A 24,581-nucleotide genomic window follows, 5' to 3' on the forward strand; every position below is an offset into this window, starting at 1 on the left:
GTATCCGATGTAGTTATATTAAAGAGGATACGACACTGATACTCAGTTTCTACGCTTATGGGACCAAGCTATGATCCCATATAGAAAACCAAGCGCATAATGAAAAATTATCAATCTGTTAACCACATCAACAATATGGATATAATTACAACATCTTGATTTTATTAAGCACCGATCAGCTTATCAAAGCTCGATTTTGCCTCCTGACATTGCATAACGCGACCATGTCCTTGTCCATGTGTAGTGACCAACTCTACATTAGCCATCTCTTGCGCTGCTTTCTTCGACACGGAATATTTAGTGAAACGATCCTTTTCATCATGAACGATAATAGTTGGCGCATTGCGAAGCGCTAATTTGTTATAAGGATCGATGGTTTGCAGAGGGTATTGATATTGGGTTTGAATATCATCGACTACCGCTTCAAACAAACGCATCGAATAGCCAGAACGCGCGACGCTACCAAACAAATTATCAAGATAGTCGAGAACCGGCGCGATAAGCAGCAAAGGTTTATCATGAAGTTTCGCGTGCTTACATTCAATCGCCGAAGCCGTGCCCATGCTATGCCCAACTAACCCAGCAACATCGTCTTCATTGTCTAGCAGACCTTCTAAACCGCCGACAAAAGCAGGAATATGCCCAAACGCACCTTCACTTTCACCATGAGCAGGATGATCATACGCAAGCGCAGTAAACCCTCGACTTGCGATGTGCTCCATTAGCGGGAAGAATTGGCTTGCCGTACCAGACCAACCATGAGTCAAAATCCACACAGGACCTGTACCAAGACGATATGTCTTTAACATCCCTTCTGGCGTCGCGATCTCACCCTTTACCAATCCCTGAGGCTCAGAATTCTTTGGTTTAGAACGAACAGGCGTCAACAATAGCTTCTTCGCGGTGTTCTTCGCATGATTAGGCGCCAACTTATGATGAGCGCGCGTTGTAAGGTTAATCATGCGCTTTTTAAAACTGAATTTGTTAGAAGTGTTGAAGTAAATTTTGTCACTCATGACTGACTCTTCCTTGCAGCACGATTCGAACGGTCGTGCTTTTTTATCTTAAAAAAATGTCTATTAGCTCGACCAAGACTCAAAAGACTTAGTCACACTATTCCAAAACCTTTGGCTACTTTCTTCTTGCCCAACGAGGGAGTAAAAAACATGCGCACTAAGATAGTGCCCATAAAGTTCAAATGCCGCTTGCTTAACATCCAGATCTTTTTTCAACTCACCAGTTTTGACGGCCTTCTCGATTTGTATCGTCAAGTAGCTGATCCAGCGATAAATCGCCTTGCGTAGAGAAACTTGCAGTTCGTCTTGACGATTATCACGCCAAGCATCGATAAACATACAGCTGCCTTGGAAAGATTGATTCCAACACATCCAGTTATCAATCAAATGCTTAAGCTTATCAATAACCAACTCATGCTGATGCTCTCTTACAGGGGCAATCACACGAGTCTGGAACGTAGCGTCGGCATACTCAACCACCGCTACCTGTAAGTTCACTTTGGAATTAAAATGCGCAAATAGACCACTCTTCGACATCTGACACTGCTTAGCCAGCTCACCGATCGTCAGGCTTTCTAAGCCTTCACGACTCGCTATGCCGAACGCTTGATTAAGAATGTGCTCTTTGGTCAGCTTACCTTTGCTCATTTAAATCTCTAATAAAACGAATACACCACCAATTTAGCACGGTCGTACTTTTTTGCAATCCTTGATTTATTGGGATGAGAAGATGTGGAATAATTATTCAATGCTACTGCGCTGATAATATGGAATGTTTATGGACTCTTTGGTCGACCAACTGCTGTTTTCTATCACCATCACTGGCCCAATTTGTCTTATGATCATTTTGGGAGTAGTGTTCAAACGAATCGGTCTGATCAACGATAATTTTATCGACGTGGCGTCTAAGTTAGTCTTTAAAGTTACCCTACCCGCCATGCTATTTTTAAGCATCGTCAACTCCGAGCACAATTTCTCCGCAGCGAGCCAATTCATTACTTTTAGTATTATTGCCAATATACTTTTCTTCATTTTCACATACATCTCCGTTGGCGCCATGTTTCGTCACTCCACGGATAAAGGCGTCATTATTCAAGGAAGTTTTCGAGCTAATACCGGGATTATAGGCTTGGCTTACGTCGCCAACGCATACGGAGAAAAAGGGGTCGCTTTAGCGGCTATCTATGTTGCTGTCACTACCTTTATTTATAATGTTCAAGCGGTTATTTGCCTTACCCCAAAAGGCACAGACTCTGGTGTTTCTGCCGGAAAAATCATGCTGACTACATTGACCAAAAACCCATTAATTATCGCAATTGTGTCTGGTCTGGTATTCTACATGTTGTCGATTCCCGTGCCTGATATAGCCATTGATGCCGGCAATTATTTCGCCAGAATGACACTGCCATTAGCTCTCCTTTGTACCGGAGGGTCGCTAGACTTAAGCTCGATGAAAAAAGAACAGAAACCAGCATGGCTCGCCAGTAGTTACAAACTTATTTTGGCTCCATTTGTGGTGACAACAGCAGGCTACTGGTTCGGTTTTAGAGGTTTGGAGTTAGGCATTCTATTTTTTATGAGTGCATCGCCAGTCGCTGCTGCAAGCTACGTCATGGCTCGCTCTATGGGAGGAAACTCAGTGCTTGCAGCGAATATTATCGCACTGACAACAGTGCTTTCGACGCTTACTTGCACTGTCGGCATCATTATTCTGACCTCTTTACACGCTATCTAAAGCAAACAGAGCTAAATACCATTACAATCATTCAAAAAGTCATAACCTGAGCCTGTTTTAATTTATTGTCATTCTATCGGCTCAATCTAGGTTTGGAGATAAACATGAACAAAGACCTTATTATCAACGCGCTACAAAAAGTACGTGAGCAAAAACCACTCGTCGTCAATATCACGAATTTTGTTGTCATGAATAACACCGCCAATGCGCTATTAGCCGTAGGCGCTTCACCAATCATGTCACACTCAAAGCAAGAAATGGCGGAAATGATGTCATTCGCAGGCGCACTAGTCATCAATATTGGAACTTTAGATAGTGTGTGGCGTCCTGGTATGTTCTTCGCCGTAGAACAAGCCAATGAAAATAATAAGCCAGTTGTACTCGATCCTGTTGGATGTGGCGCAACCAAATTAAGAACCTCAACCGCTCGTCAACTTGCAGAACTCGCTGACAACTTAATCATTCGTGGTAACGCATCAGAAATCATTGCCATGGCAGGGGAGAAATCACAAAACAAAGGTGTTGATGCACTGGATTCAAGTGAGGCAGCTTTATCTGCGGCGCGCGCATTAGTAGAGGCCTACAACTGCTGTGTCGTAATCTCAGGTGAAACCGACTACGTCGTCAATAAAGAAGCCACTCACGCACTGAGTAATGGTCATGAGATGATGCCTTTTGTAACCGGTATGGGGTGCTCACTATCAGCGATAACAGGAGCATTTGCTGCGGTTGGTGAAACCACAGGCCTCGCAGCTGCGGCAATATTTGCCATCGCAGGTGAAGTCGCGGCTGAGCAATCAAAAGGCCCAGGTTCACTGCAAATGAATTTGCTTGATGCTCTGTATCAGCTTAGTGATGAAGAAGTGCTACGCCGTCTCCACATTAAAGAGTGTTAAGGACAAACGATGACTCGCAACCCTTATCGACTCTATCTTGTAACAGACGAAAACCAAGACCTCGATACGTTAATAGAAGTCGTGAAGCAGGCTGTTGAAGGTGGAGTGACAATGGTGCAAATACGTGAAAAGCATCATGATATTAGGACCTTCATCACCAAAGCAGCAGCTGTCAAAAAGGTGCTTGAGGGTACTAAAGTTCCATTGATCATCAATGACCGAGTAGACGTCGCCCTTGCCATCGATGCAGATGGCGTGCATTTGGGACAGACCGATATGCCAGCGACCCTAGCTCGAACCCTTATCGGTGAGGATAAGATTCTTGGTCTTTCTATTGAAAGCGAAACGCAACTGCAACAAGCGAAACAGCTTCCAATCGACTATATTGGGCTAAGCGCCATATTCTCAACGACAACCAAAACCAACATAAAAACTGAATGGGGGCTTGAAGGGCTAACGAATGCACTTCAACAGATAGAGCTACCTATTGTTGCTATTGGTGGTATCAACGAATCAAACTTGTTAGATGTGGCAAAAACTGGTGTTCATGGTGTCGCGATCGTTTCAGCAATTAGTCATGCCGGCTCACCCAAACAAGCAGCTCAGCAACTGTTAACTCTTATGGAAAAGGCCGAGTAAGGAATCGAATGCACGATAAACTGTCCACATCCGCACTAGCAAAAAGTCGAAACCAAGAGTCTAAAGTACTGTTTACACTTTTGAAGCGCGCAGGTTATATCAGCTGGCACGAGTCCAGTTGGTTACTGACTGACATTGGGCATCGTTTCGGCGGTGACTATGTGGACAGTGAAAAATATGGACGCTTTATCGTGTGGCCGTCAAACCTTGTAATCGACGATACACTTATTAGTGACTCAACACTGACTGCAACACAACTTGGTGAACACTTTGCGCTTCCGGCTAAAAAGATCAATCTTCTACTTAGTGAGCTAGGTTGGATAAAGCGTGACGATAGCCAATGGAAGGCGACGGCCATTGGCCTTCGCGCTGGTGCTCGTCTTCGTAAAGATAAACAGAACAGCAATGAGTTTGTGGTTTGGCACCCCTCTGTATTGCGGCACGCTCGATTAAAACAGTCCGTCATCGAATTTAAAGGTCACGATGCAGAAGCGCACTCTACTGAAAAATCCTTCTCGAGTTTTCGGCAAAAATTCGCGGCAAAGCACCGCACTCTCGATGGTCATTACGTTCAATCGAAAGGCGAGCTAATTATTGATAACTGGTTATATATGGCTGGCGTTGTTCATGCTTATCAACGGCAGTTACCAATAGAACAAGATGTCGTGAGTGATTTTTACTTACCACAAGGGAAAGTCTACCTACAATATTGGGGCTCAGATAGCGATGCAGCAGACGACAGGACCATTGAAAACACACGTACGCTTTATCAAGAGCATGACCTGAGTCTCATTGAAATATTCCCAGACGATATTCAGAATTTGGATGAGCTATTACCGAAAAAATTAAAGCCGTTTGGTATCAAAGCATACTGATTAGCTCTAATCGCTGTAATCAAGCCTTCGCTAAAAGTAACAGAGGCACGAGTTACGCCCATGCTGCCCACCAATCATAAAAGGAGTGGCCGCAACCACTGCACTATAGCTTTCTTTCAACGAGTTCGCAGATGACTCTCCTTCAGCACTGGCCACCAACTGGGTTTCACTGGTAGTAATCAAAGTGCTGGTTGTTCTGATAAACGCATCTTTATATGCCGGTAGAGCTTTCACCTCGGCTAAATCGAGACTTGCTGCTTCGAAGTTTTCATACGGACCAATCAAGCAACGATCTCCGTCTATTTCAGGTTTTAACCATATCGATTTACTGACATTTTGCTGCAAGTTGCTAGGTACTGCACGCAAACTTCCCGATTGAACGAACCCACATTGTATCCAGAAAGACTTATCACTCTCGCTTGGCACACTGCGTCCCCATAACCCTTCTCCAATAGGACATTCACTTTCTAAGACTGGAAACGGCAGGTTTACTTTGTTGGCACTGTCACATACGTAAGGTTGCGTTTCGGCTAGAGCTGGATTCGCAAATAGAAACATTAGTGTCGTCAACAAGAATGAAATGACTGTTTTCATGAGTTTGCTCCCTTACACCAAATTAGACAGATTCCTTCATCTAAGCCTAGGAGGTCTGAAAACATTGTCAAAAGTCTATTTTTTAACCACAAGCTCTTCATCAGATTCGAGTTAGCTCACAACGAAAATGTTGAATAACCTTTAAAATATCGTATCGCAATTGTTAGCGCCTGATTTTATTTAGCTTTTGAAGGATCAAAACATGATGAAAAAAAGTCGATGGCAGACCCTTTTTGTACTCCCTTTTATCGCCACGTCTACTTTCGCTTCGGAAACGGTATCTTCGGATACCTTTAACTTCACTCAATCCACAGTAGGTTATGCAGCATTACTTATTTTTGGTATTGCTTATACCCTTGTCATGATGGAGGAATACCTTAAATTACGTAAGTCAAAACCTGTTCTGCTCGCAGCAGGCTTAATTTGGATAATAATCGGATTAGTCTATAAAGACCTTGGTCAAATAGAAGTCGCAAAATCCGCACTAGAACATAATCTACTTGAATACGCCGAGCTCTTACTTTTCTTATTGGTAGCAATGACCTACATATCGGCGATGGAAGAGCGGCGACTATTCGATGCACTTCAATCTTGGATGGTCGGAAAAGGCTTTAACTTTCGAACCTTATTTTGGTTAACAGGCATCCTCTCTTTCTTCATCTCCCCTATTGCCGATAACCTCACCACCGCACTATTAATGTGTGCCGTGGTACTTAAAGTGGGGGGAAGCAATCTACGATTTGTAAATATTGCCTGTATTAACATCGTGGTCGCAGCTAATGCGGGCGGTGCATTCAGCCCATTTGGTGATATTACCACCTTAATGGTTTGGCAAGCGGGGCATGTGTCTTTCTCCGAATTTATGCCTCTGTTCGTCCCCTCAGTGATTAACTACATTGTGCCTGCCGTGATCATGTCGCTGTTTGTTCCTAAGACACAACCTGATGCGGTCCATGCTCACGTAGAACTAAAACGTGGAGCGTTTCGCATCGTTGGACTCTTTATTCTCACCATTGCAACGGCCGTTGCCTTCCACGCAGTGCTTCATTTCCCTCCGGTCATGGGCATGATGATGGGACTAGCTTACCTACAGTTCTTCGGGTTCTTCCTGCGTAAAACGTTGCCTCGCTCCATTGCTAAGAAGAAAGCCATCGCTATAGCAAACAACGACGAAACCGCACTGAAACGACTAGGTTCCATCGTACCGTTTGATGTATTTAGACGAGTCTCTCATGCCGAATGGGATACATTGCTATTCTTCTATGGAGTGGTGATGTGTGTCGGTGGGTTAAGTTTGCTAGGTTATCTAAGTGTGGTCTCAGAAATCATGTATACCCAATGGGATCCCGTTTGGGCCAACGTAATGGTAGGTATTCTTTCGGCCATCGTCGATAACATTCCAGTAATGTTTGCGGTATTGACTATGAACCCAGAGCTCTCTATGGGCAACTGGCTGCTCGTAACGTTAACGGCAGGTGTCGGCGGTAGCTTGCTGTCTATCGGTTCAGCAGCTGGCGTTGCATTAATGGGTGCTGCCCACGGCAAATACACTTTCTTCGGACATTTGAAGTGGATGCCGGTGATTGCCCTCGGCTACGCTGCCAGTATTCTCGCTCACCTTTCGATGAACGGAGGACTGTTCTAAACCGATTGTCGAAGGCATTATTGTTAAATACAAAGACCGCTATCCTAGTTTGACTGGGATAGCGGTCTTTTTTAAGTCAACCATCATTTCTGGCGAAACACCCAAATAGGTCCAATCAGCAAGAACTGTAAATCATCAAAAAACGATGGCTTTTTTCCTTCAATCTTGTGTCCAACAAACTGCATTATCCAAAGTACCACAAACATACCAATACAGACGGTAAGCACCGACATTCCCAGCATTGCAGCGAAGGTAATAATTGCCAAACATGCAAGAGTAAAGATCAGCATCTGAATAAATACAGACCGTGATAAACGAAAATAGAAAACCATCACAGGTAGCATCACAATCCATACCCAGTTAATAGACATGCCACCAAGTGGTAACTGAGGTAGACACCAGATCAACCCCACAATAGAAAGATAGATACCGGGAACTGCGATTTTGTGTATTTTTCGATTAGTACTGTTCTGGTGACTCTCTCCGTAAGCATCTAACCACTGCTGTAACGACCTCATTTGACTTCCTTGTTATTCGACTGGTGTTAATACTCTAGACCAAAATCAACAACTCTTCCTATTCATCCGATCACCTCACCCTATTAGCTATACTTACAGCTGCTAATTTAAGCTATTAACAGTAGTTGTCTATTATGGCCTCAACAAAACACAACACAACACCAAACATGTGAGGTCATTATGAAAAAGTCAGTCCTAAGTCTAGCTCTTGTCGCAACACTATCAGCAGGTTACGTCGCAGATGTAACAGCATGCACATCAGCAATCTACAATAACGGTGATGCCAGTCTCTCAGTGAGAACCATGGATTGGTTTGGACACGATGATGCTGTGGTCGTCGGCACAGGTAAAGGCATCTCAAATCAATACAGCACATCTAAAGAGTCAGTTAACACGACCAGTAAATACGCGTCTATCAAAATCAAATCATTCGAACCAGAAATTGTCGCCGAAGCAATGAACCAAGAAGGTTTGGTCGCTCGTATTCTTTATCTTGGATTGGAATACACCGAAATGGCACCTAACCGCGCCGGCGTGCTTGATGTAGATGCATCACAATTCGCAAATTACGCGGTCGATAACTTCGCTTCCGTTGAAGAGGTCGTTGCTACACTGGACAAGATTGATGTTGTCCAAGACAAAGTATGTGATTTGCCAGGCCATGAAAATGAATGCCTTCCAGCGCCTGTGCATTATCACCTCACCGACGCCAGTGGTGATAGCGCGGTGATTGAGTTTGTTGGTGGCGAGGTCAAAATCTATCACGGCGATATGACAGATGCACCGAGTGTCCAGTACTTATCCAATGATCCTGAGTTCGGTTTCCATATCAACTTGGATAAAGAGAAAGCAGAATCGGGCGCAACGATCCGCGCTTATGATAGACGACTACGCGCCAAAGAAGTGGTTGAAGATATGTATAAGCGTGACGTTACAGACAGTGGCGAAGCGTTGAATAGCCTGAAAGCTGCTGGAGCAACGGTCTTTGCTGGCTATGACCAAATTGACCCATATCTTAATGATGTATTCCCTACACTATGGACAGTCTATACAGACCAGAATGCGAAAGCGATTTACCTAGACCGTTACGACAAATGGCAAGTAGAGAGTTACAACTTTACGATGTTCGACAACAATCAAGCCGCAGAAGTCGTGCTCGGTGCTCATCCTAAAGCAGAAGCTGCTAACTAGTCACCTAGATGCGTAGTTAATATCCAAGGCTACATCATGGTTCGTTGATTACAGCGAACCATGATATGCACCAAAAACATATCAATAATTAGATTTAATGATTTCAAAATATATCTTTATCTCTCTATGATTTACCCAGACCTAAGGAAATAAACCAATTGTCGTTCTAGGGAGAGTCATACGGTCAAACGAACGGTCGGGCAGCGTCCTCAATGCTCGAACAGTACAATAGAGACACGAAAGGTTATTGAAATGAAAAAACTGACAATCATCGCTTCCCTGACAGCTACCCTGTTCACTTCTGCGTCAATCGCTCACGATCTTGGTGACCATTTACCTAAGAAAGGGCAACCGACTGAGACTCAAATCTTGAACGGCGGCTCGACAAAAGTTACCAAAGATAACTTTATCCTTGCGGAGTCCGACAAATACTTTTTCGAGCAGCAAGAGAAGTCCGGCATCAACCAGTTTACTCACGATCGTCAACTACTCACCATGGATACTCAGACCGTCGTACGCCAGAATCGAGATACTCTCTATTCTAAATCAATCTGGGATGCCGAGGGTGGCGTAACATTCGAACTACCAATACTCGATTCCTATCAGACTCTTCAGATCATCGATGAACAGCATCGCACTGTCGCTGTCCTATATGCAGAGAAAGGGAAAAATAGGATTACCATTACGCCAGAGATGCTCTCTTCTGGTAAGCATGTTTGGGTCATCGCACGCACCCAAGTTGCTTCCAACTCCCCTGCTGATATTAAGGCCGGAAATGCAAAGCAAGATATGATTAAAGGGACCGCCAACTTTGCAAACCCTTATATACCAAAAGGATTTGACCAGTTTGATAGAGAAAATGTTCGTTTATCTTTAGAAGCCGATGTTCTCAAGCTCGACTTTACCAAGGCGATGGGTGCACCTGAAGGCAAGCCTCTAAAACCAGAACAGAATCTAGAACAACGTAAAGTCGAACTTTTCCATGCAAGAGGCTTAACGTCAATGGGATTCGGAGGACTGCCTAGCGAGCACGCTTACTACAAAGTTTTACTTGCTGAGGATCGCTCAGGTCAATGTCAAACAATGAACTTCGACGCCCCACCACTGGGTAAAAACGGTTTCTTCTCAATCACGACTTACGGCGCAGATGCCTACGTTCACACTGAGAAATTTGCGTTATCAAGTCGTGAAGATGAACTCAGACAAAATAGCGATGGCAGCTATACCGTCAACTTTAATTGTGGTTCTCAAGCCATCAACAACATTGAGGTGGAACAAGGCTGGACGGGAATACTACGAATGTATAAACCTAATTCCGATACCGAAATCGTGACATATGCAAAAGGTGTGGAGCAACCTCACTCAAAATAATGTCGTTCCGTTATCGTTAGCATCAGAAGCGCTAGTTGACATCTAGCTAGCGCTGCAAATTTACAATGTAAAACCTAGGAAATATAAAGAAACAGCCTCGAATAATACCCTTCCAATGAACAAAGTGTCCCTTCATGCTTTACCTCTCTACAAAATTCAAGCACAGTAGAAACACCTTCTTTTCTCGGAGATCAGTATGCTACTTAATACCGAGCGACTTCAATATCTGGTTTGTATTGCCGAGACTGGTTCATTTTCTGCGGCGGCCAGAAAACTCAATGTCAGTGCATCCGCTGTGAATCAAGCGGTACAAGCAATGGAAATTGATATTGGCATTCGTTTATTTGAACGTGTTGCCGGAAAGTCTCCCTCACTGACACCAGAAGGAAAAGCGCTGTACTTCCAAGCGCTTGAAATTGTTCCCCGCTTACAAGCTATAGAACGAAAAGCACGTGCGCTGCAAAGTGGTGAAGAGCCCTCTCTGACGATTGCTACTCACAGTATGACCTTATACCCAAGGTTTACCGAACTAATGTCTTCATTAACCCTGCAGTTTCCAGAACTGGAGTTGATTTTAGTTGATGCAGAAAAGCACCAACTATCAACCAATGATGAGAGCTTAGGCGCTGACATCATGATTGCTCCTGGCGGGTTATGCCCCCAACGAGGCTCAAATGCACAAATCATAGATAATATCGAATGGTGCTTCATAACCTCACCTAATCATCCGTTGGCAAAGCTCAAAGGTGAGATTACACCAGAAGATCTAGAACACTATCCCCAGTTACTATCCTTAGAAGGTAAAGTTGCGACTAGCGAACTACTGGAATCGCTGCGTTTCAGCCCTCGCCTCATTCGTTACGAAACCCCTGTTCAACTGCAAGACATGCTGCTTTATGGTGCTGGTTTTGCCGCTTACCCAATCAAACTGGCTCAACCATTTATCGACCATGGTCTAGTAACCAAGTTAAATGTAGGACATTATGATAGTTCTATGCTGTGGCCAGTGGAGCTGTCGTGGCGCAGTGGACTCGGCACAGTTGGAACGTGGTTTATAGAACAAGTATTAGAACAGGAGCGTTAAATGCTAGAGCAAGACAACACCCAATTAATGATCATCGATGTACAAGGCGAGCTTGCCCAAATCATGCACGATAAAGAGCACTTGTTCGCCAACCTAAATACCTTGACCAAGGCTGCGCAGCTCATGGAATTACCCATTGTTTGGGTAGAGCAAATCCCAGATAAATTAGGTCATACCATCGATGAAATTCGCCATGAACTTCCCCACCTATCCCCCATTGCAAAAGATGTGTTCAGCGCCTGGGGTGAGATAGCTGTTCAAGAGACGCTCCAACGTAACAATAGAAAACAAATACTATTGGTCGGTATTGAAGCACATATTTGTGTCCATCAAACTGCTTGCGATTTGATGGACCAAGGATATGAAGTTCACCTTGTTGTCGACGCTATTTCTTCGCGTGCACCAGAAAACAAAGAGCTCGCAATCCAACGCCTGTCAAAACAAGGGGCCGTGTTAACTTCCACTGAAATGGCACTCTTTGAACTACAAAAAGTCGCCCGAGGCGATCAGTTTAAGCAATTGCTAAAACTAATTAAGTAATCGCTGCTAATTTAAACGATTAACGCTGTTTTTACTAAAATTTTAGTATTTACTGATCAATGGACTAAAGATTTATTCCGCGGGATCGACAGCATTGTTGTTCTTTAGCTCAAAATAAAGCACTGACAATTTTTCAATACTCTCTGGTATCGACTCTAACGGCGCATTTCCATAACCTAACACAACCGAAGCGCAACGACGCTTGCGGTTGATAGGTTCATAATAATTCATCGGTCGCACCACGATATTATGAGATAGGGCGAGATCGGAAAATTGATGCTCATCGACGTCACTTTGCCACTGAACAGTAATGTGCAGCCCAGCTCCTTGGGAAACAACTTGCCACTCACTTCCAAAACGCTCAGTAATGCATTGCTTCATCAGGTGGTATTTTTGCTCATATCGACGGCGCATTTTGCGTATATGGCGAACCAACATACCTTCATCAATAAACTCAGCTAACGCGGCTTGTGTGTGCGATGGTGTGTCACCAGAAAGCGCGTCTTTTATTTCTAGACAGACTTTAACTAAACCTTCCGGAACCACCATATAGCCAATTCGCAATGCATTAAACATTACTTTGCTCATTGAGCCGATATACACCATATGATTTGCATTACCACTCTCTGCTGCTAGTCCCTGCATACTTCGTAGCGGACGACTATCAAACTGGAACTCACTGTCATAGTCATCCTCAATAATCCAACTTTGGTTTTCTTGAGCCCAGCTGATTAACTGCAAACGTTGCTCCGTCTGAATAGAGCTACCCATTGGATATTGATTGCTTGGCGTTAAGTAAACACCTAGTGCTTTTTGGTTGATGATATGTTCAGTATTCAATCCATGTTCAGCTGTCACGTCGACAAATCCATAATCCAACTTGAAGGTATCGAGCACCTTGACGACCTGACGGTAACCGGGGAACTCAACCAACAACTTGTCGTTGTTTCCCAAGCTATTGATTGCCAGCAAAGCGATAGCTATAGATTGCTGAGCTCCAGAGGTAATAATGATTTGGTTCGGATTACACACAACAGAGCGACTGCTGGTTAAATAACGATGCAACGCTTCACGAAGTGGTAGATACCCTTGTAGATCTTGGTTTCCCAATAGAGAGATTCGGGTGCTATGACGTTGTAATAAGCGGTTCCATTGGGCTGTAGGAAACAGCGCTAATTCAGCGACACCAGGTGAAAATAAACCACTTTTAGGCGTGTTATCAACGCCCAACGCCATTTCAGTCTTGCCTTCGGACGCGTTGAGATATTGGTCGGGCAGGCTTAAAGAAACAAAAAAGCCACTGTGCGGCTTCGATACTAGATAACCTTCCGCTACTAACTGATCATAGGTTTGAATAATGGTATTGCGACTCACCTTAAGTTGGTTCGCCATCGTACGAGTGGACGGCAATTTGGCGCCCGATACCCAACGTCCATTGAGGATCCTTGAGCGTATTTGGCTAAAGAGATTGTGCTGAAGCGTGACACCGGATTTTGCCAATGAGATGTCGCTGATATCAATAACATTCAAACTGGATCTACCATTTTTATCTATTTGGACCTAACTAGAGTACCAAATATTATTTACTTTGGCGTTAACTGCAATCGAATGGAGAACGCCAGTGCTTTCAAACACGACAAGAACACAGATTAAGAAAGGCAGCCATAAAGCCGTCTTCGACCCACAAGCACTCTATGACATTATTGATGAGTCATTAATTGCTCATGTCGCCATCAATGATGACAACGGTCCTATCGTGATTCCTATGCTGGCATGGCGATTGGACAATAAAGTCTATATACACGGCGCCAAGAACAGTCGTTTGCTTCGTACGCTCAAAGCGGGACAAAAAACCTGCTTAACGTTTACCCTGTTTGATGGCTGGGTATTGGCCCGCTCCGCTTTCCATCATAGTGCGCACTATCGAAGTGCAGTCGTCTTTGGTCAGTTTGAAAACATTGAAGAAAATAAAGAGAAAGACCGAGTGTTAAACCACTTTGTTGAGCATATTGCACCAGGTAGAACTGAAGAAGTTCGCCGCAGCAACGATAAAGAGCTCACCGCAACGGACGTGCTTGCTATTGAACTCAACGAAGCTTCGGTGAAAATTGGCCGTCATGGAGTCAATGACGACAAAGAGGATCTCGATCTAAAAGCGTGGGCAGGCATTCTACCCTACCGCACCGTTATAGGACCGCTTGAGCCTTGCGATGATCTCCATCCTAGTATCGAAACACCTGCTTATTCGAGTGCATACAAGAATCGTTGGCACGAGCAGTAGGCTATTAACAGTTGTTGTTAAGCCGTCAATAAATGGTCGCTTCCAATACTAAGAAGTGGCCATCACTCCGATTAGCACTCCCATCGCAACCGCTAATAAACCGATGAAATAGAAACTCCAGCAGAGGGGCCGTCTGCGTATTGCTTTCGCCTCTTGAAGATCTTTAACCATCGAAACACACTCGATAGGTAACAATCGCAACGGCACCGACTAAAATCAGTAAAAACACCAATAACTCTATTAACCATTCTTTGTCATTCCAACCAAGAAACTCAACCTCACTCTCATTTAATTCAAAATTGAGGTCATCATAGCCTTCGTCTAACTCACACATAGCCACTCCTGCTCATCACATTACACAGGTGAATACTACTCAGAGATAAGCGTTCAATATATCAAGTAATATCTAAATATCGTTCAGATAAACTTAACTTTACGTGCGAAAAAAATGAGAGAAAAAAACGGTTCCTAATTGGGAACCGTTGAGATTGGAAAAGTGCGTCTACACCATGTGTCAATCAAGACTTAAATCAGTGATTCAAGTTAATTACAAGCTTAAGGTACCAATGCACTTAAGTGCTTTGATAGACCCACTTTATTAGATTCCCTCACTTGCAGCAAAATAGAACCTATCAGTCTTCCAGATGGTTGGCCCAAGACCAACCACATTCCAAATAGAAGACAAAAGCCGACTAAATAGACGAATCCAAGCTTTGTCAGTAAATTAAGCCCATACGTAACCCTAAATGTTGAGTTTAGCTCTGTTGAATTTAAAACACGATAATTGAGCCACGCAAATACAGGAGTCATCAAAAACGCCGCAATCATAGTAAAATGCAGCATGTCTTTGAGTGAACCGATGGAAGTAACTACAATAACTCCTGTGCCTGTTGACACAAATAGAATCCAGAAAATGTAATAGGTCGAATAATCATCACTTTTGGCGGACACTAACAAACTGAAAGATTCTGATAAAACTCTTCCATACCCATCGAGTATCGTAATAGCACTACCGTAAATACAGAGAAATGCGATGAGTGCGATAATATATTTGGACCAATCACCAGTAACTGAGCTGTATAGGTTTACAAGTTGATGCGTGAAACCAACGCTTCCTTGAATCATTTGGTCTTCTGAACCTTTGAACACTAAAGCTCCAAGCGACAAAAACAACAGTGCCAAAACAATAGTTGATATATAACTAACGTGGAAGTCGGTCTTAATCGTGTGAGGCTCCACATCTTGGTGTTGTACTTTTTTCTTCAACCACATTGACGTCAGCGTTGAGATTTCTATAGGGGCGGGCATCCATCCCATAGTGATAATTAAAAATCCAATAGTCCCGATAGTCCAAGGAGAATCTCTCATTACAACTGAGCTGCTTAGTGAGTATTTCTGAAAGGCTAAAGTGACTGCGAATACAGTCGTCAACGTTAAAATCAACATTGTCATTTTGGACAGAAAATCTAGTGCTTTGTACTTTCCGGTTATCAAAACAATGCAAGTCACTATTAGTACGCCCAAAAACAACTGTACTTTACTTGCTGCTAAAGGGAAAAAATATTCTAGTAAGCTTGCGCTAAACATCATCAATGCGGCAGTGTTGATAAAACTAGATATCAACATAAAGATAAAAAACATAAGAAGATGCCTTCGACCTAACTCAAAATAACCCTCAACCAAGCTCTTTCCCGAGCTTGCTGTGAACTGCGTCCCAGCATAAATGAATGGGTATTTAAACAAGTTAACCAAAAGTATTAAGCCCGCCAACTGCCATCCGTAGAGCGCTCCAGCCTGAGTTGACGCCACGAGATGCGAACCGCCGACTGCTGCTGATGCCATCAAGATTCCCGGCCCAAGTCCTCGAAAGAAAGTAAAGTATGATCTGTTCAACATCTGTAAATACACGCGTCAACTATCCTATTGAATAGATTAGTATAAATACGCCAAATGCTGATCATATTGCATGAAATAAAGAAAGCCGCATTTATGCGGCTTAGGGATTCAACAAGTGATTAGATTTCCACTGTATTTGTGGGACAAACTGTCTTGTTCGTCGTAATGGTATGTCCCGACTCAGTTTGGCATATTGTACCCGGTCCGTCACCGGCACTTACCGATGCTGAAAATAGAATTACTGATACCATTGTGATTAGTGTTTTCATCGTACTTTCTCCTTGGGGCTAATTATTTTAGTTTTGTAGTGTTGGTTGGACATTGCTTTAGGTGTACCGTAATAGAGTGCCCAGTATCTATTGTGCAGACTGTTCCAGGACCATCTCCTGCGAAACTAGCTGTCGAGAATAAGAATACAAGTGTTGTCATAATTAGTTTCATGTTACTTTCTCCAATATTTATCATTTCTATTGAGTTTCTATTTATTGTTGCAATGTTCTAGGTGCATCGCTGCTACCTGAATAATTAAGAAACTAGACCAAGAATTTTCAGACCATCAGCGACGCCAGACAAAATCATTTGCATAGCAAGAGCAGTTAGTAATATTCCCGCAATTTTCGCAATAATCTGAATAATTTCCACACCGATAAAATCCATGACACGTTTGATATTCAGCATTACCAATAAGTTTAGAAGTGCAATAGCAACAATAATAACTACCAGCATCAACTCACCTGATAAAGATGCCATATCAGCTGAAATTGTAGTAATAGCAACCAGAGCTTGAGGAGTAGCCATAAATGGCATAGCTAAAGGAGATATTGCTATATTTTTACTTGGTTTTACGTTATCGCCACTATCACCTTTATCATCGCCCATTACCATTTGGATTGCGTACAAAAATAGTATTATCCCACCTGCAATATTCAGTGATGCAGTATCAATATGGAATAGGCTGAGTAAAACACTACCACCTAAGACAAAAAATACACATATACTAGCAGCGACTAAAACTGTTTTAATTGCTACGGCTTTCTGCTCTTCCTTTGTCATACTGACGGCATATTTTGAAAATACGATTGATACTTTCATTGGTCCCATTGTTGCTAGCAATAATGTGACAATATCTAATGTACCCATTGTTGTAACTCCGGTTATTTGAATAGACTGTTAGTGTCGAGCTTTAGGATAAATTTGATATCTTAGTTTTATTGTGTCGCTCAACATGAGTATAGATTAGTAACAAATCAGAAAAAGTTACAGTTCACATTTTGAGAGTAGTAATCCCAAAAATGAAATCAATCATAACTCTGTAACTTGCAGTATCCTGAGATGTACTAACCTTAAAGGAAACAACAGATATAAGGAGAAGCGATGAAAGCACAACTTGATGATTACTATGTTTTTTGCCAAGTCGCCAAATTTGGCAGTATGAAGGCCGCTAGTGAGCGCATTAATCTTCCTCTCTCTACCGTCAGTCGACGTATAGTTTCATTAGAAGAGTCTCTAGGATTACAACTTTTCGTTCGCAGCAAGAATAAACTGACATTATCTAACGAAGGCGAAAAGTACTTTAAGAGTTTGAATGAGCATATAGAAGGCATGTTAAATGCTGTGGATGAACTCAACAGTAAGCCAGGTTCAATTACAGGACGTGTTGTAATATCAACCACCAAGGTTTTCTACTTCCGATATATACATGACGCCATTTCAACATTACTACACGACAATCCTGGTCTAACGGTTGAGTTAAAGAATGCTCACTCAGCAACAAATCTAGGTGAAGATATTGATATCGCAATAGTAAATGGTCCACTACCAGAAAGCAGTTATATTGCAAGAAAACTCATTGATGTCGAACTGAGCTTTGTGTCAACTGAGCAGTTTTATAATGAGAATAAGAATAATATAGACAATGGATTATTTGATTCCGTTCCATATATAGCGACTTTTTCACATCCAAGCTTACCCGTAGAGAACATTAACACAAAAGAACTAGTCAAAGTTAACCCTAGCAGCCGGTTTATTGGAATGGATATAGAAATGGTATTAAAAGCAGTCAGTGACTCCTTAGGGTATGCAATACTCCCTTATTATCATACTGACAACTACTACTCTAGCAGTGATTTAATTACTATTTTTTCCGGTTACGAACTAAAGCCTGTTTCTTTCTCTATTTTATATAGAAGTAGAAATCTCCAATCCGTAGCACAACGAGCAGTAATAGACTCCATTCTTCAATCATTCAATAAATAATCCGTTAATCCCAGAAATGGGATTACCTCTCTCAAAATTTGACCTATATTAAATTCTAAACAACAAATAATATTACCTCCAACAACAAGAACTGAAACAATATCAGAACGAGGTAAAACATGAAACAAGTAACTTTATCAACATACATCCTTACTCGCCTAAAAGAGCTTAATACCAATCACATTTTTGGTATTCCTGGTGATTACGTTCTCCCATTCTTTGATGAAATTCTAGATGGTGACCATGGTGTAAAACACATCATGCCAAGAAACGAGCTTAATGGTACTTATGCTGCTGATGGTTATGCTAAACAAAATGGATTTGGTGCGATGGCAGTAACTTTTGGTGTAGGTTCATTAAGCTGTACCAATGCAGTAGCCGGCGCATATGCGGACGACACACCTATTGTTGTTATCTCTGGTACGCCTACTGTCGACGTTTTGAATACTCCGACAGAACGTCGCTATCACCATGTAATCGAAAATGATTTCAATACCAACATTAAAGTATTTGAACACATTACGGTGGCTAGTCACCGTGTAGAGAAAATCGAAACCGCTGCTTTTGAAATCGATAATATGCTTCGCAAAGCTATGCAGTACAAAAAGCCCATTTATTTAGAGATTCCGTACGATCTTCAAACCATGCTGGTCGATGTACCAAGCAAACCACTAGATCTGATGCTAAATCAGTCGTCTAGCGCAAATCTAAATGAGGCACTGGAAGTGGTTTATAAGATTCTACACAACTCAAAAACTCGCAGCGTTGTTACCGGTCATTTAATCCAACGCGAAGGGCTGGTTAAGCAAGGAGTTGAGCTAGTCGACCAATTGAATGCTGCAGTAGCGACAACGTTTACATGTAAGATGGGCGACTTTGAAGAGCACCCTAATAGTATCGGGATCTACATGGGTGAAGTCAGTGAAGACTATACAAAAGAAATGGTCGATGGCGCAGACGTATCCATCGGTCTTGGGGTTACCTTCAATGAATTTGATACTGGCGTATTCTCAACTCAAATGGGTAAAAATCAGAACGTAATTTGGCTTCGTAAAGATTATGTTGAAGTCAATGGCAAACGTTACGATCAGGTTTACCTTCGAGAGTTTTTGCCTGCATTACTTGGTGCAGTTAAAGACATTCAACCAGGTGAGATTGAGCTTCAGAATCGACGTAAATTCGCATTCGAACACGCTGACCGCTTTGAACCAACTGACGATGCACTGACTATCGACCGTCTATTTGTTCAGTTCTCAAACTACCTAGAAAAAGGTGATATGTTGTACGGTGATACAGGTGGCTTCATCAACAGTTCTCAAGCTGAGTTTCCAGCAGACGTTATCATGCATGGCTGTGGAAACTGGGGCTCACTAGGTGCAGGATTTGGTATGTATGTAGGTGCTAACTTTGCCAATGAAGCCAACAATCGTCGTTCAGTTTCCATACAAGGGGAAGGGGCATTTACTATGAGCGCTCAAGACCTTGCTACACTCATCGAACACAAGAAAGACTTAGCACTATTTATTTTGGATAATGCTGGTTATGGTGCAGAGCGAGCTATCCACCCGGGAAAAGAACGTTCTTATAACGATATCGCAGTATGGAAGTATGAGAAGCTAGGAGAGGCACTAGGTGGAACGGAAGGAGAAGATGTGCATAGTTTCGTTGCTCATACCGAGAAAGACATGGCTGAGATTTTTGCTCACTTAAAAGAGCCAAAAGGCATCAATATTGTTCGAGTCATGCTAGACCCAAATGATTCTGCAACCTTCAATCTGCGCTTTAGCCAACTACTACAACACTAAGCGCGAGAAACTTTCATGCAAAGCGAAAAGAGTCAGGTATAACCTGACTCTTTTAATTTTAACTTACCTAAGAAAATCTCGAGCCTCCACCATGCACTAGCCGCGTCTATATCGGTCATAGTCTCTCGTTCAATTTGTTGACCCAATTCATTCTCAAGCAACTCTATAGATTCCTGCCATTTCTCAGAAGATGAACGACTCATTCCAAGCCGGATAATCGCCGCTTGTGCCTTTTGGTTGATCGCTCCCAACTCTTCTAACCTCATTCCCTCTAGTAACACTAAAAGCTTGTAGAAATCAGTTCTAGCCGTCTGATCCTTAATCAACACCGGGTAAAGGGCATAAACTTGTTGAGATACATACTCAGATGATAAACGCCCCTTCTCTACTTTTCTGAATAATCGTTTAATATCTGCTAACACTGCTTTGTTGTCAGTCCGTATAGGAATCAAGCGATAAGCAAGTAGAACACCCACAACCGCTGTCAAATTCGCAATAGCTGTATTGGTGTAGGAGATAAAGTCCATTGATGGCAGGTTAGTGAGAGGGATATAGTTTGCCCAGAAAATAAGTAATAACATGCAAACCAGTTTGAAGGGCGTTCGTGAAGCCATAAAGTGGTAACTCACAAGGAGCAGGAAAACGAAGACCATTGAAAAAAACAAGCCTGGTGAACCAAGAGGTGCATTTACAAAAGTAACGATATACCCAAAAAGAATTGCAATGGGTTGTGCTTTTAAAATAGCAATGTTCCCCATATTGGCATTTGGTATTGTCGCCATCATCGAACAAACTATTCCAACGAGTAGCAGCGCGTTCATGCCGCTAGTCCATTGAAGCTCTATCCACATATATGAAATAACTAGCATCACAACGAGTGCTCTAATCATGTTTCGTAGCATATTGGGGACATCGATATAACTCGTCAGCTTAATTGTTCTCGGCGGAGTTGAGGTTGAATTTTGTCTGTATTCCAATTGAAGCCAAATGATATCTTTGATAAATATCAACAACTGACCATTGATAATTTGTGCTTTATTTCCCCCTTCTACCTTTAGTTTATCAACTATTGATACTGCATCAGCGTCTGGTTGAGCCGCATCACGAATAGCGCTCATAAGAGAGTCTAACGTTTGAGTTCGACCATCATGTTTTAACAGTGATACCAGCTTTAATGTGCTAAAAGCGATGGAGACACAGTGGACTAAAGAGAGTTTTTCTATCGGCTGTTTGACAGGATTACCACTTGAGGCAATTAAAGACTCCATCGGTAGCTGCTTGTTTTGAGCAACTAGGCCTAGGAATTTTGTTAAAGCTGTATGAGAATCACCTGAGCTCTGTGATTGAATCAAAGCTTCAACTAGCTTCATTGTAGCCGTTTTTATCTCATCAAGACGCTCTGTATCATCACCGGCAGGAATGATGAAGCACACCACTTGAGTCACTCCTACACCAAGTAAGATACCAATGGTTCTAGACTGCGTCACATCAAAAGCATGAAAGAGATCGGGAGATACCGTAATCGGGAAACCAACAACTGAGGCCGTCATCCCCGCCATTGCAAACAAATACGCATAGTTTGTGTCATATAGGCTGGCTAATCCCACACATAATACTATCCAAATAATCATGAGCGTATTAAATAGCCATGGATCAACTAGAGCTGAAGAAGCAATAAAAAGCACGTATCCACAACCTATTAATGTCCCTACAACTCGCGTCAATGATTTGAGTAGGCTCGCACCTTGGCTATTCGACATCAGCATCATAATGATGGTGACCATCGCAGCACTGCTTGATTCGACATTAAGCCTTAGACATAACAACCAAGTTATAATAACACTCAGCGATACAGACAGCGCAAAAGCCATTGCCTTTTTATCTTGCCAATAACTCATTTATGGCTGGACCCTAACTGTGACAGTAGTGCCCGCAATAAGCCTGACCTCCTCGACAACATCTGAGCTAATACTAATGCGGACAGGTACTCTTTGCCCCAATCTAACCCACGGGATTGTGGGCTGGACATTCGGGATTAATCCTGACTGATCAGAGCTTTGATCAACAATCGCTCGCCCAATACTATCGATTTCCCCTACAACTTCATCAGAAGAAGTGTACGGGTAAATCATCACTTTCTGGCCTTCCTTGATGTGTTTTACTTTTGCTTCATTAAAATAACCGAGCACGTAGTATGAATCAGCTTCAACAAGAGCAACAAAGGTTTCACCCACATTAATATAGTTTCCGACGCGCTGCTTCAAATTAGTGACAAAACCATCTTTAGGCGCCAGCACCTTTGTTCTCGTTAGGTTTAGTTTTGCCTGTGCTAGGTCGGCCTCCACTTTTGCTACTGTTGATTGCTGAGCTTCAACTTCCAGCTTTTCATTAAGCACTTGTTTCTCAGACACAAGTTTTTTGGGTAGCAAAGATCTGTTACGCTCATAGTTATTCTTGGCCTGCTTCAGTGTTGCTTTCGCTTGTGCAAGCTCAGCTTCTATCTCATTTAAGTGGTTAACATAGTCGGTCTCCTCAATATCGAATAGCGGGCTGCCCTTAGATACATAGTCATTGTCCATAACATGAATGGCTACAATTTCTCCGGAAACTTTAGGCGCAATCTGAGAGATTTCAGCTCTTACTCTGGCATCTCTCGTCCAAGGATCATTCATATAGAGTGACCAAACTTCATTTCCCATAAATGCAGCCGTCACAATAAGAACCATTGGGAGTATAAATCTGACCATAAATCACCCCATTTTAGCTCGGAGGAAAAAGTAGAAAATCACTATGAAGATGGATAGCTCACAGATAGCTGGATGCCACACGTTCCATCGATACAGTAAAGGTAAGTATGCCATCCGAGCGAAAAGCCAAACACCAATACTCACCAGCAGAAGCTGAAAAAACGCGGGCAGGTAATAAGCATCAAATAAAATGATGTCCTTCATTGGTAATCCTTTGGAATTGCGTTACTTTTAGGCTAGTAGAGCGCTATAAGTATTTCCAACTAAATACGATAACCTCGATAGGTTTACTAATCCCATTTCGCGACAAACTACAAATTGTTGCAATTTGAAACGGAGCGTTTTGCAGAAAATTGATGTCAAACACCTCTATTTTTTATTTCGATGCTATTGTTCATTCGTTGTAAGTTTTTAAAGATAAATCATGCCAAACAAGTCTAAAATCGCCAGTTTTGAATGCGCCAGAGTTCTAGCATTAATCGCCGTCATTTCCATCCACTGCCAACTTTTTATGGATTATGGTTTTGTTAACGGTGAGCCTTGGTTTAACTACATCACCAATCAACTTGCTCGATTTGCCGTTCCGTTGTTTTTCCTTATTGCTGGATATCTTATCTATCCCAAGCTAAACGAAAAGCCATATCAAACCACCAAGGCTTACACTTTGCCTTTGATGCTCATTTGGGTGATTTGGAGCGCGATTTATTTAGTATTGCCTTTCAATTTAGCCGTAGTGGCCGAACATGGTTATTTAGCTGAGCGTCAAGGTTATTGGAACTACTTGCTACAAAGTCCGCTCAACTCACTGTTTGAAGGCGGATTAGTACACTTGTGGTTTATTCCATCGCTTGCGTTAGCGGTTTTAATGATTGCATGGTTTGTAGACAATAAGTGCCGATCACTTCTACTGCCATTCGCCGCCATCTTCTACGTTCATGGCTTAATGGCGGGCAGTTACTTGAACATTACCGAAATCGAAACACCGATCTTTAGTCGAAATGGGCCATTTTTTAGCTTTTTGATGGTCGCAATAGGGTTTGAAGTAAGACGTAGAGAGTGGTCAATAACCTCGACACAAGCGGTGGTGCTTGCGTTGTTTGGCATGTTGCTGCACTTCTTTGAAGCGTTTTATCTCAACTCTCTTGGGCAAGTGTTCAACATGAATGACTTCCTACTTGGCACCGTTTTTTGGTCGACTGGCATTTTCTTCTGGCTTCTGAATCATCCAAACTTGGGGAACCATAAAGTCTGGCATGACCTGGCGAAGTGGGTACTTCCTATTTATGTGGTACACCTGCTCGTCACTATCTACATGAATAATATTGCGGGAATGTTGGGCGCAACCCAGTGGACACGTGATCTCATTGTGTTCTTTGGAACGCTATTTGGCTCGTACCTGTTAGTTATCTTGTTAGAAAAAACACCACTTGCATTTAAAAAGCTAAGAGGTTTGCCTAAACCAATTACGCCAAGCTCTTGTGAACCTCAATAA

The 24,581-nt window shown here is 42.6% G+C and carries 25 protein-coding genes; 13 read left to right on the forward strand and 12 right to left on the reverse strand.

Annotated elements, in window-relative coordinates; all coding sequences use genetic code 11:
* Positions 1-164 precede the first annotated feature (164 nt).
* Positions 165-1,016: an alpha/beta hydrolase gene (locus MMA19_RS05810; protein ID WP_006070114.1), complete on the reverse strand. Its 852-nt coding sequence runs from the start codon at positions 1,014-1,016 to the stop codon at positions 165-167.
* A 63-nt stretch (positions 1,017-1,079) separates the two neighbouring features.
* Entirely contained in the window at positions 1,080-1,664 is a 585-nt protein-coding gene (locus tag MMA19_RS05815; protein ID WP_031494424.1) for a helix-turn-helix domain-containing protein, read from the reverse strand.
* A gap of 130 nt (positions 1,665-1,794) precedes the next feature.
* Between MMA19_RS05815 and MMA19_RS05820 the strand changes: the two genes are divergently transcribed.
* The 4 genes from MMA19_RS05820 to MMA19_RS05835 all read left to right on the forward strand — a co-directional run bounded on the left by MMA19_RS05820 (position 1,795) and on the right by MMA19_RS05835 (position 5,161).
* Entirely contained in the window at positions 1,795-2,751 is a 957-nt protein-coding gene (locus tag MMA19_RS05820; protein ID WP_240205746.1) for an AEC family transporter, read from the forward strand.
* Between the two features lie 104 nt (positions 2,752-2,855).
* Positions 2,856-3,647 (forward strand): hydroxyethylthiazole kinase, encoded by a 792-nt coding sequence (gene thiM / locus MMA19_RS05825; protein WP_240205747.1) that lies wholly within the window; start codon positions 2,856-2,858, stop codon positions 3,645-3,647.
* A 9-nt stretch (positions 3,648-3,656) separates the two neighbouring features.
* On the forward strand, positions 3,657-4,286 hold the full coding sequence (gene thiE / locus MMA19_RS05830) for a thiamine phosphate synthase (RefSeq protein ID WP_240205748.1): 630 nt from the start codon (positions 3,657-3,659) through the stop codon (positions 4,284-4,286).
* Positions 4,287-4,294: 8 nt separating this feature from the next.
* On the forward strand, positions 4,295-5,161 hold the full coding sequence (locus MMA19_RS05835) for a glycerol kinase (protein ID WP_240205749.1): 867 nt from the start codon (positions 4,295-4,297) through the stop codon (positions 5,159-5,161).
* A gap of 30 nt (positions 5,162-5,191) precedes the next feature.
* Here MMA19_RS05835 and MMA19_RS05840 read toward each other — a convergent pair whose 3' ends face one another.
* Positions 5,192-5,755, reverse strand: a complete 564-nt coding sequence (locus MMA19_RS05840; protein ID WP_006070120.1) for an SPOR domain-containing protein — start codon at positions 5,753-5,755, stop codon at positions 5,192-5,194.
* Between the two features lie 202 nt (positions 5,756-5,957).
* On the opposite strand from MMA19_RS05840, the gene nhaD reads away from it, so the two are divergent.
* A complete protein-coding gene (gene nhaD, locus MMA19_RS05845) occupies positions 5,958-7,400 on the forward strand; it encodes a sodium:proton antiporter NhaD (protein WP_006070121.1) in 1,443 nt (480 codons plus the stop codon).
* A gap of 83 nt (positions 7,401-7,483) precedes the next feature.
* On the opposite strand, the gene MMA19_RS05850 is transcribed toward nhaD, so the two are convergent.
* Complete coding sequence (locus tag MMA19_RS05850; RefSeq protein ID WP_124941682.1) at positions 7,484-7,918, reverse strand: Mpo1-like protein; 435 nt, start codon at positions 7,916-7,918, stop codon at positions 7,484-7,486.
* A gap of 180 nt (positions 7,919-8,098) precedes the next feature.
* Here MMA19_RS05850 and MMA19_RS05855 point away from each other — a divergent pair, with 180 nt between their 5' ends.
* The 4 genes from MMA19_RS05855 to MMA19_RS05870 all read left to right on the forward strand — a co-directional run bounded on the left by MMA19_RS05855 (position 8,099) and on the right by MMA19_RS05870 (position 12,104).
* Positions 8,099-9,109, forward strand: a complete 1,011-nt coding sequence (locus MMA19_RS05855; protein WP_240205750.1) for a linear amide C-N hydrolase — start codon at positions 8,099-8,101, stop codon at positions 9,107-9,109.
* A 252-nt stretch (positions 9,110-9,361) separates the two neighbouring features.
* Positions 9,362-10,480 carry a DUF1254 domain-containing protein gene (locus tag MMA19_RS05860; protein ID WP_240205751.1) on the forward strand — a complete coding sequence of 373 codons (1,119 nt, stop codon included), beginning with the start codon at positions 9,362-9,364 and terminating at the stop codon, positions 10,478-10,480.
* Positions 10,481-10,676: 196 nt separating this feature from the next.
* Positions 10,677-11,564 carry a LysR family transcriptional regulator gene (locus MMA19_RS05865; RefSeq protein ID WP_240205752.1) on the forward strand — a complete coding sequence of 296 codons (888 nt, stop codon included), beginning with the start codon at positions 10,677-10,679 and terminating at the stop codon, positions 11,562-11,564.
* Complete coding sequence (locus MMA19_RS05870) at positions 11,565-12,104, forward strand: hydrolase (RefSeq protein ID WP_240205753.1); 540 nt, start codon at positions 11,565-11,567, stop codon at positions 12,102-12,104. It begins immediately after the preceding gene.
* A gap of 72 nt (positions 12,105-12,176) precedes the next feature.
* Here the strand turns inward: MMA19_RS05870 and MMA19_RS05875 are convergent, their stop codons facing one another.
* Positions 12,177-13,634, reverse strand: a complete 1,458-nt coding sequence (locus MMA19_RS05875; RefSeq protein ID WP_240205754.1) for a PLP-dependent aminotransferase family protein — start codon at positions 13,632-13,634, stop codon at positions 12,177-12,179.
* Between the two features lie 91 nt (positions 13,635-13,725).
* On the opposite strand from MMA19_RS05875, the gene MMA19_RS05880 reads away from it, so the two are divergent.
* Positions 13,726-14,385 carry a pyridoxamine 5'-phosphate oxidase family protein gene (locus tag MMA19_RS05880; protein ID WP_240205755.1) on the forward strand — a complete coding sequence of 220 codons (660 nt, stop codon included), beginning with the start codon at positions 13,726-13,728 and terminating at the stop codon, positions 14,383-14,385.
* 163 nt (positions 14,386-14,548) lie between these two features.
* Here the strand turns inward: MMA19_RS05880 and MMA19_RS05885 are convergent, their stop codons facing one another.
* From MMA19_RS05885 to MMA19_RS05900, 4 genes are all read right to left on the reverse strand, one after another.
* The gene (locus MMA19_RS05885) at positions 14,549-14,719 is read right to left on the reverse strand and encodes a hypothetical protein (RefSeq protein ID WP_164491492.1); all 171 of its coding nucleotides are present in this window, start codon (positions 14,717-14,719) and stop codon (positions 14,549-14,551) included.
* 221 nt (positions 14,720-14,940) lie between these two features.
* A complete protein-coding gene (locus MMA19_RS05890) occupies positions 14,941-16,227 on the reverse strand; it encodes a divalent metal cation transporter (RefSeq protein WP_240205756.1) in 1,287 nt (428 codons plus the stop codon).
* 173 nt (positions 16,228-16,400) lie between these two features.
* A complete protein-coding gene (locus MMA19_RS05895) occupies positions 16,401-16,550 on the reverse strand; it encodes a hypothetical protein (RefSeq protein WP_240205757.1) in 150 nt (49 codons plus the stop codon).
* A 256-nt stretch (positions 16,551-16,806) separates the two neighbouring features.
* A complete protein-coding gene (locus MMA19_RS05900; RefSeq protein ID WP_240205758.1) occupies positions 16,807-17,421 on the reverse strand; it encodes a MarC family protein in 615 nt (204 codons plus the stop codon).
* A 234-nt stretch (positions 17,422-17,655) separates the two neighbouring features.
* On the opposite strand from MMA19_RS05900, the gene MMA19_RS05905 reads away from it, so the two are divergent.
* Together MMA19_RS05905 and MMA19_RS05910 are read left to right on the forward strand one after the other, a co-directional pair.
* Positions 17,656-18,537 (forward strand): LysR family transcriptional regulator, encoded by an 882-nt coding sequence (locus MMA19_RS05905; RefSeq protein ID WP_240205759.1) that lies wholly within the window; start codon positions 17,656-17,658, stop codon positions 18,535-18,537.
* A 119-nt stretch (positions 18,538-18,656) separates the two neighbouring features.
* Entirely contained in the window at positions 18,657-20,342 is a 1,686-nt protein-coding gene (locus MMA19_RS05910; protein WP_171390529.1) for a thiamine pyrophosphate-binding protein, read from the forward strand.
* A gap of 32 nt (positions 20,343-20,374) precedes the next feature.
* Here MMA19_RS05910 and MMA19_RS05915 read toward each other — a convergent pair whose 3' ends face one another.
* Genes MMA19_RS05915 through MMA19_RS05925 form a run of 3 tightly spaced genes read right to left on the reverse strand, consistent with a single transcriptional unit; the run spans position 20,375 to position 23,293 of the window.
* A complete protein-coding gene (locus MMA19_RS05915; RefSeq protein WP_240205760.1) occupies positions 20,375-22,240 on the reverse strand; it encodes an FUSC family protein in 1,866 nt (621 codons plus the stop codon).
* On the reverse strand, positions 22,241-23,089 hold the full coding sequence (locus tag MMA19_RS05920) for an HlyD family secretion protein (RefSeq protein ID WP_240205761.1): 849 nt from the start codon (positions 23,087-23,089) through the stop codon (positions 22,241-22,243).
* 3 nt (positions 23,090-23,092) lie between these two features.
* Positions 23,093-23,293: a hypothetical protein gene (locus MMA19_RS05925; protein ID WP_239921779.1), complete on the reverse strand. Its 201-nt coding sequence runs from the start codon at positions 23,291-23,293 to the stop codon at positions 23,093-23,095.
* A gap of 220 nt (positions 23,294-23,513) precedes the next feature.
* On the opposite strand from MMA19_RS05925, the gene MMA19_RS05930 reads away from it, so the two are divergent.
* On the forward strand, positions 23,514-24,581 hold the full coding sequence (locus tag MMA19_RS05930; protein WP_240205762.1) for an acyltransferase family protein: 1,068 nt from the start codon (positions 23,514-23,516) through the stop codon (positions 24,579-24,581).

Source organism: Vibrio sp. CyArs1 (assembly GCF_022432925.1).
In the GTDB taxonomy this organism is placed as follows: domain Bacteria; phylum Pseudomonadota; class Gammaproteobacteria; order Enterobacterales; family Vibrionaceae; genus Vibrio; species Vibrio mediterranei.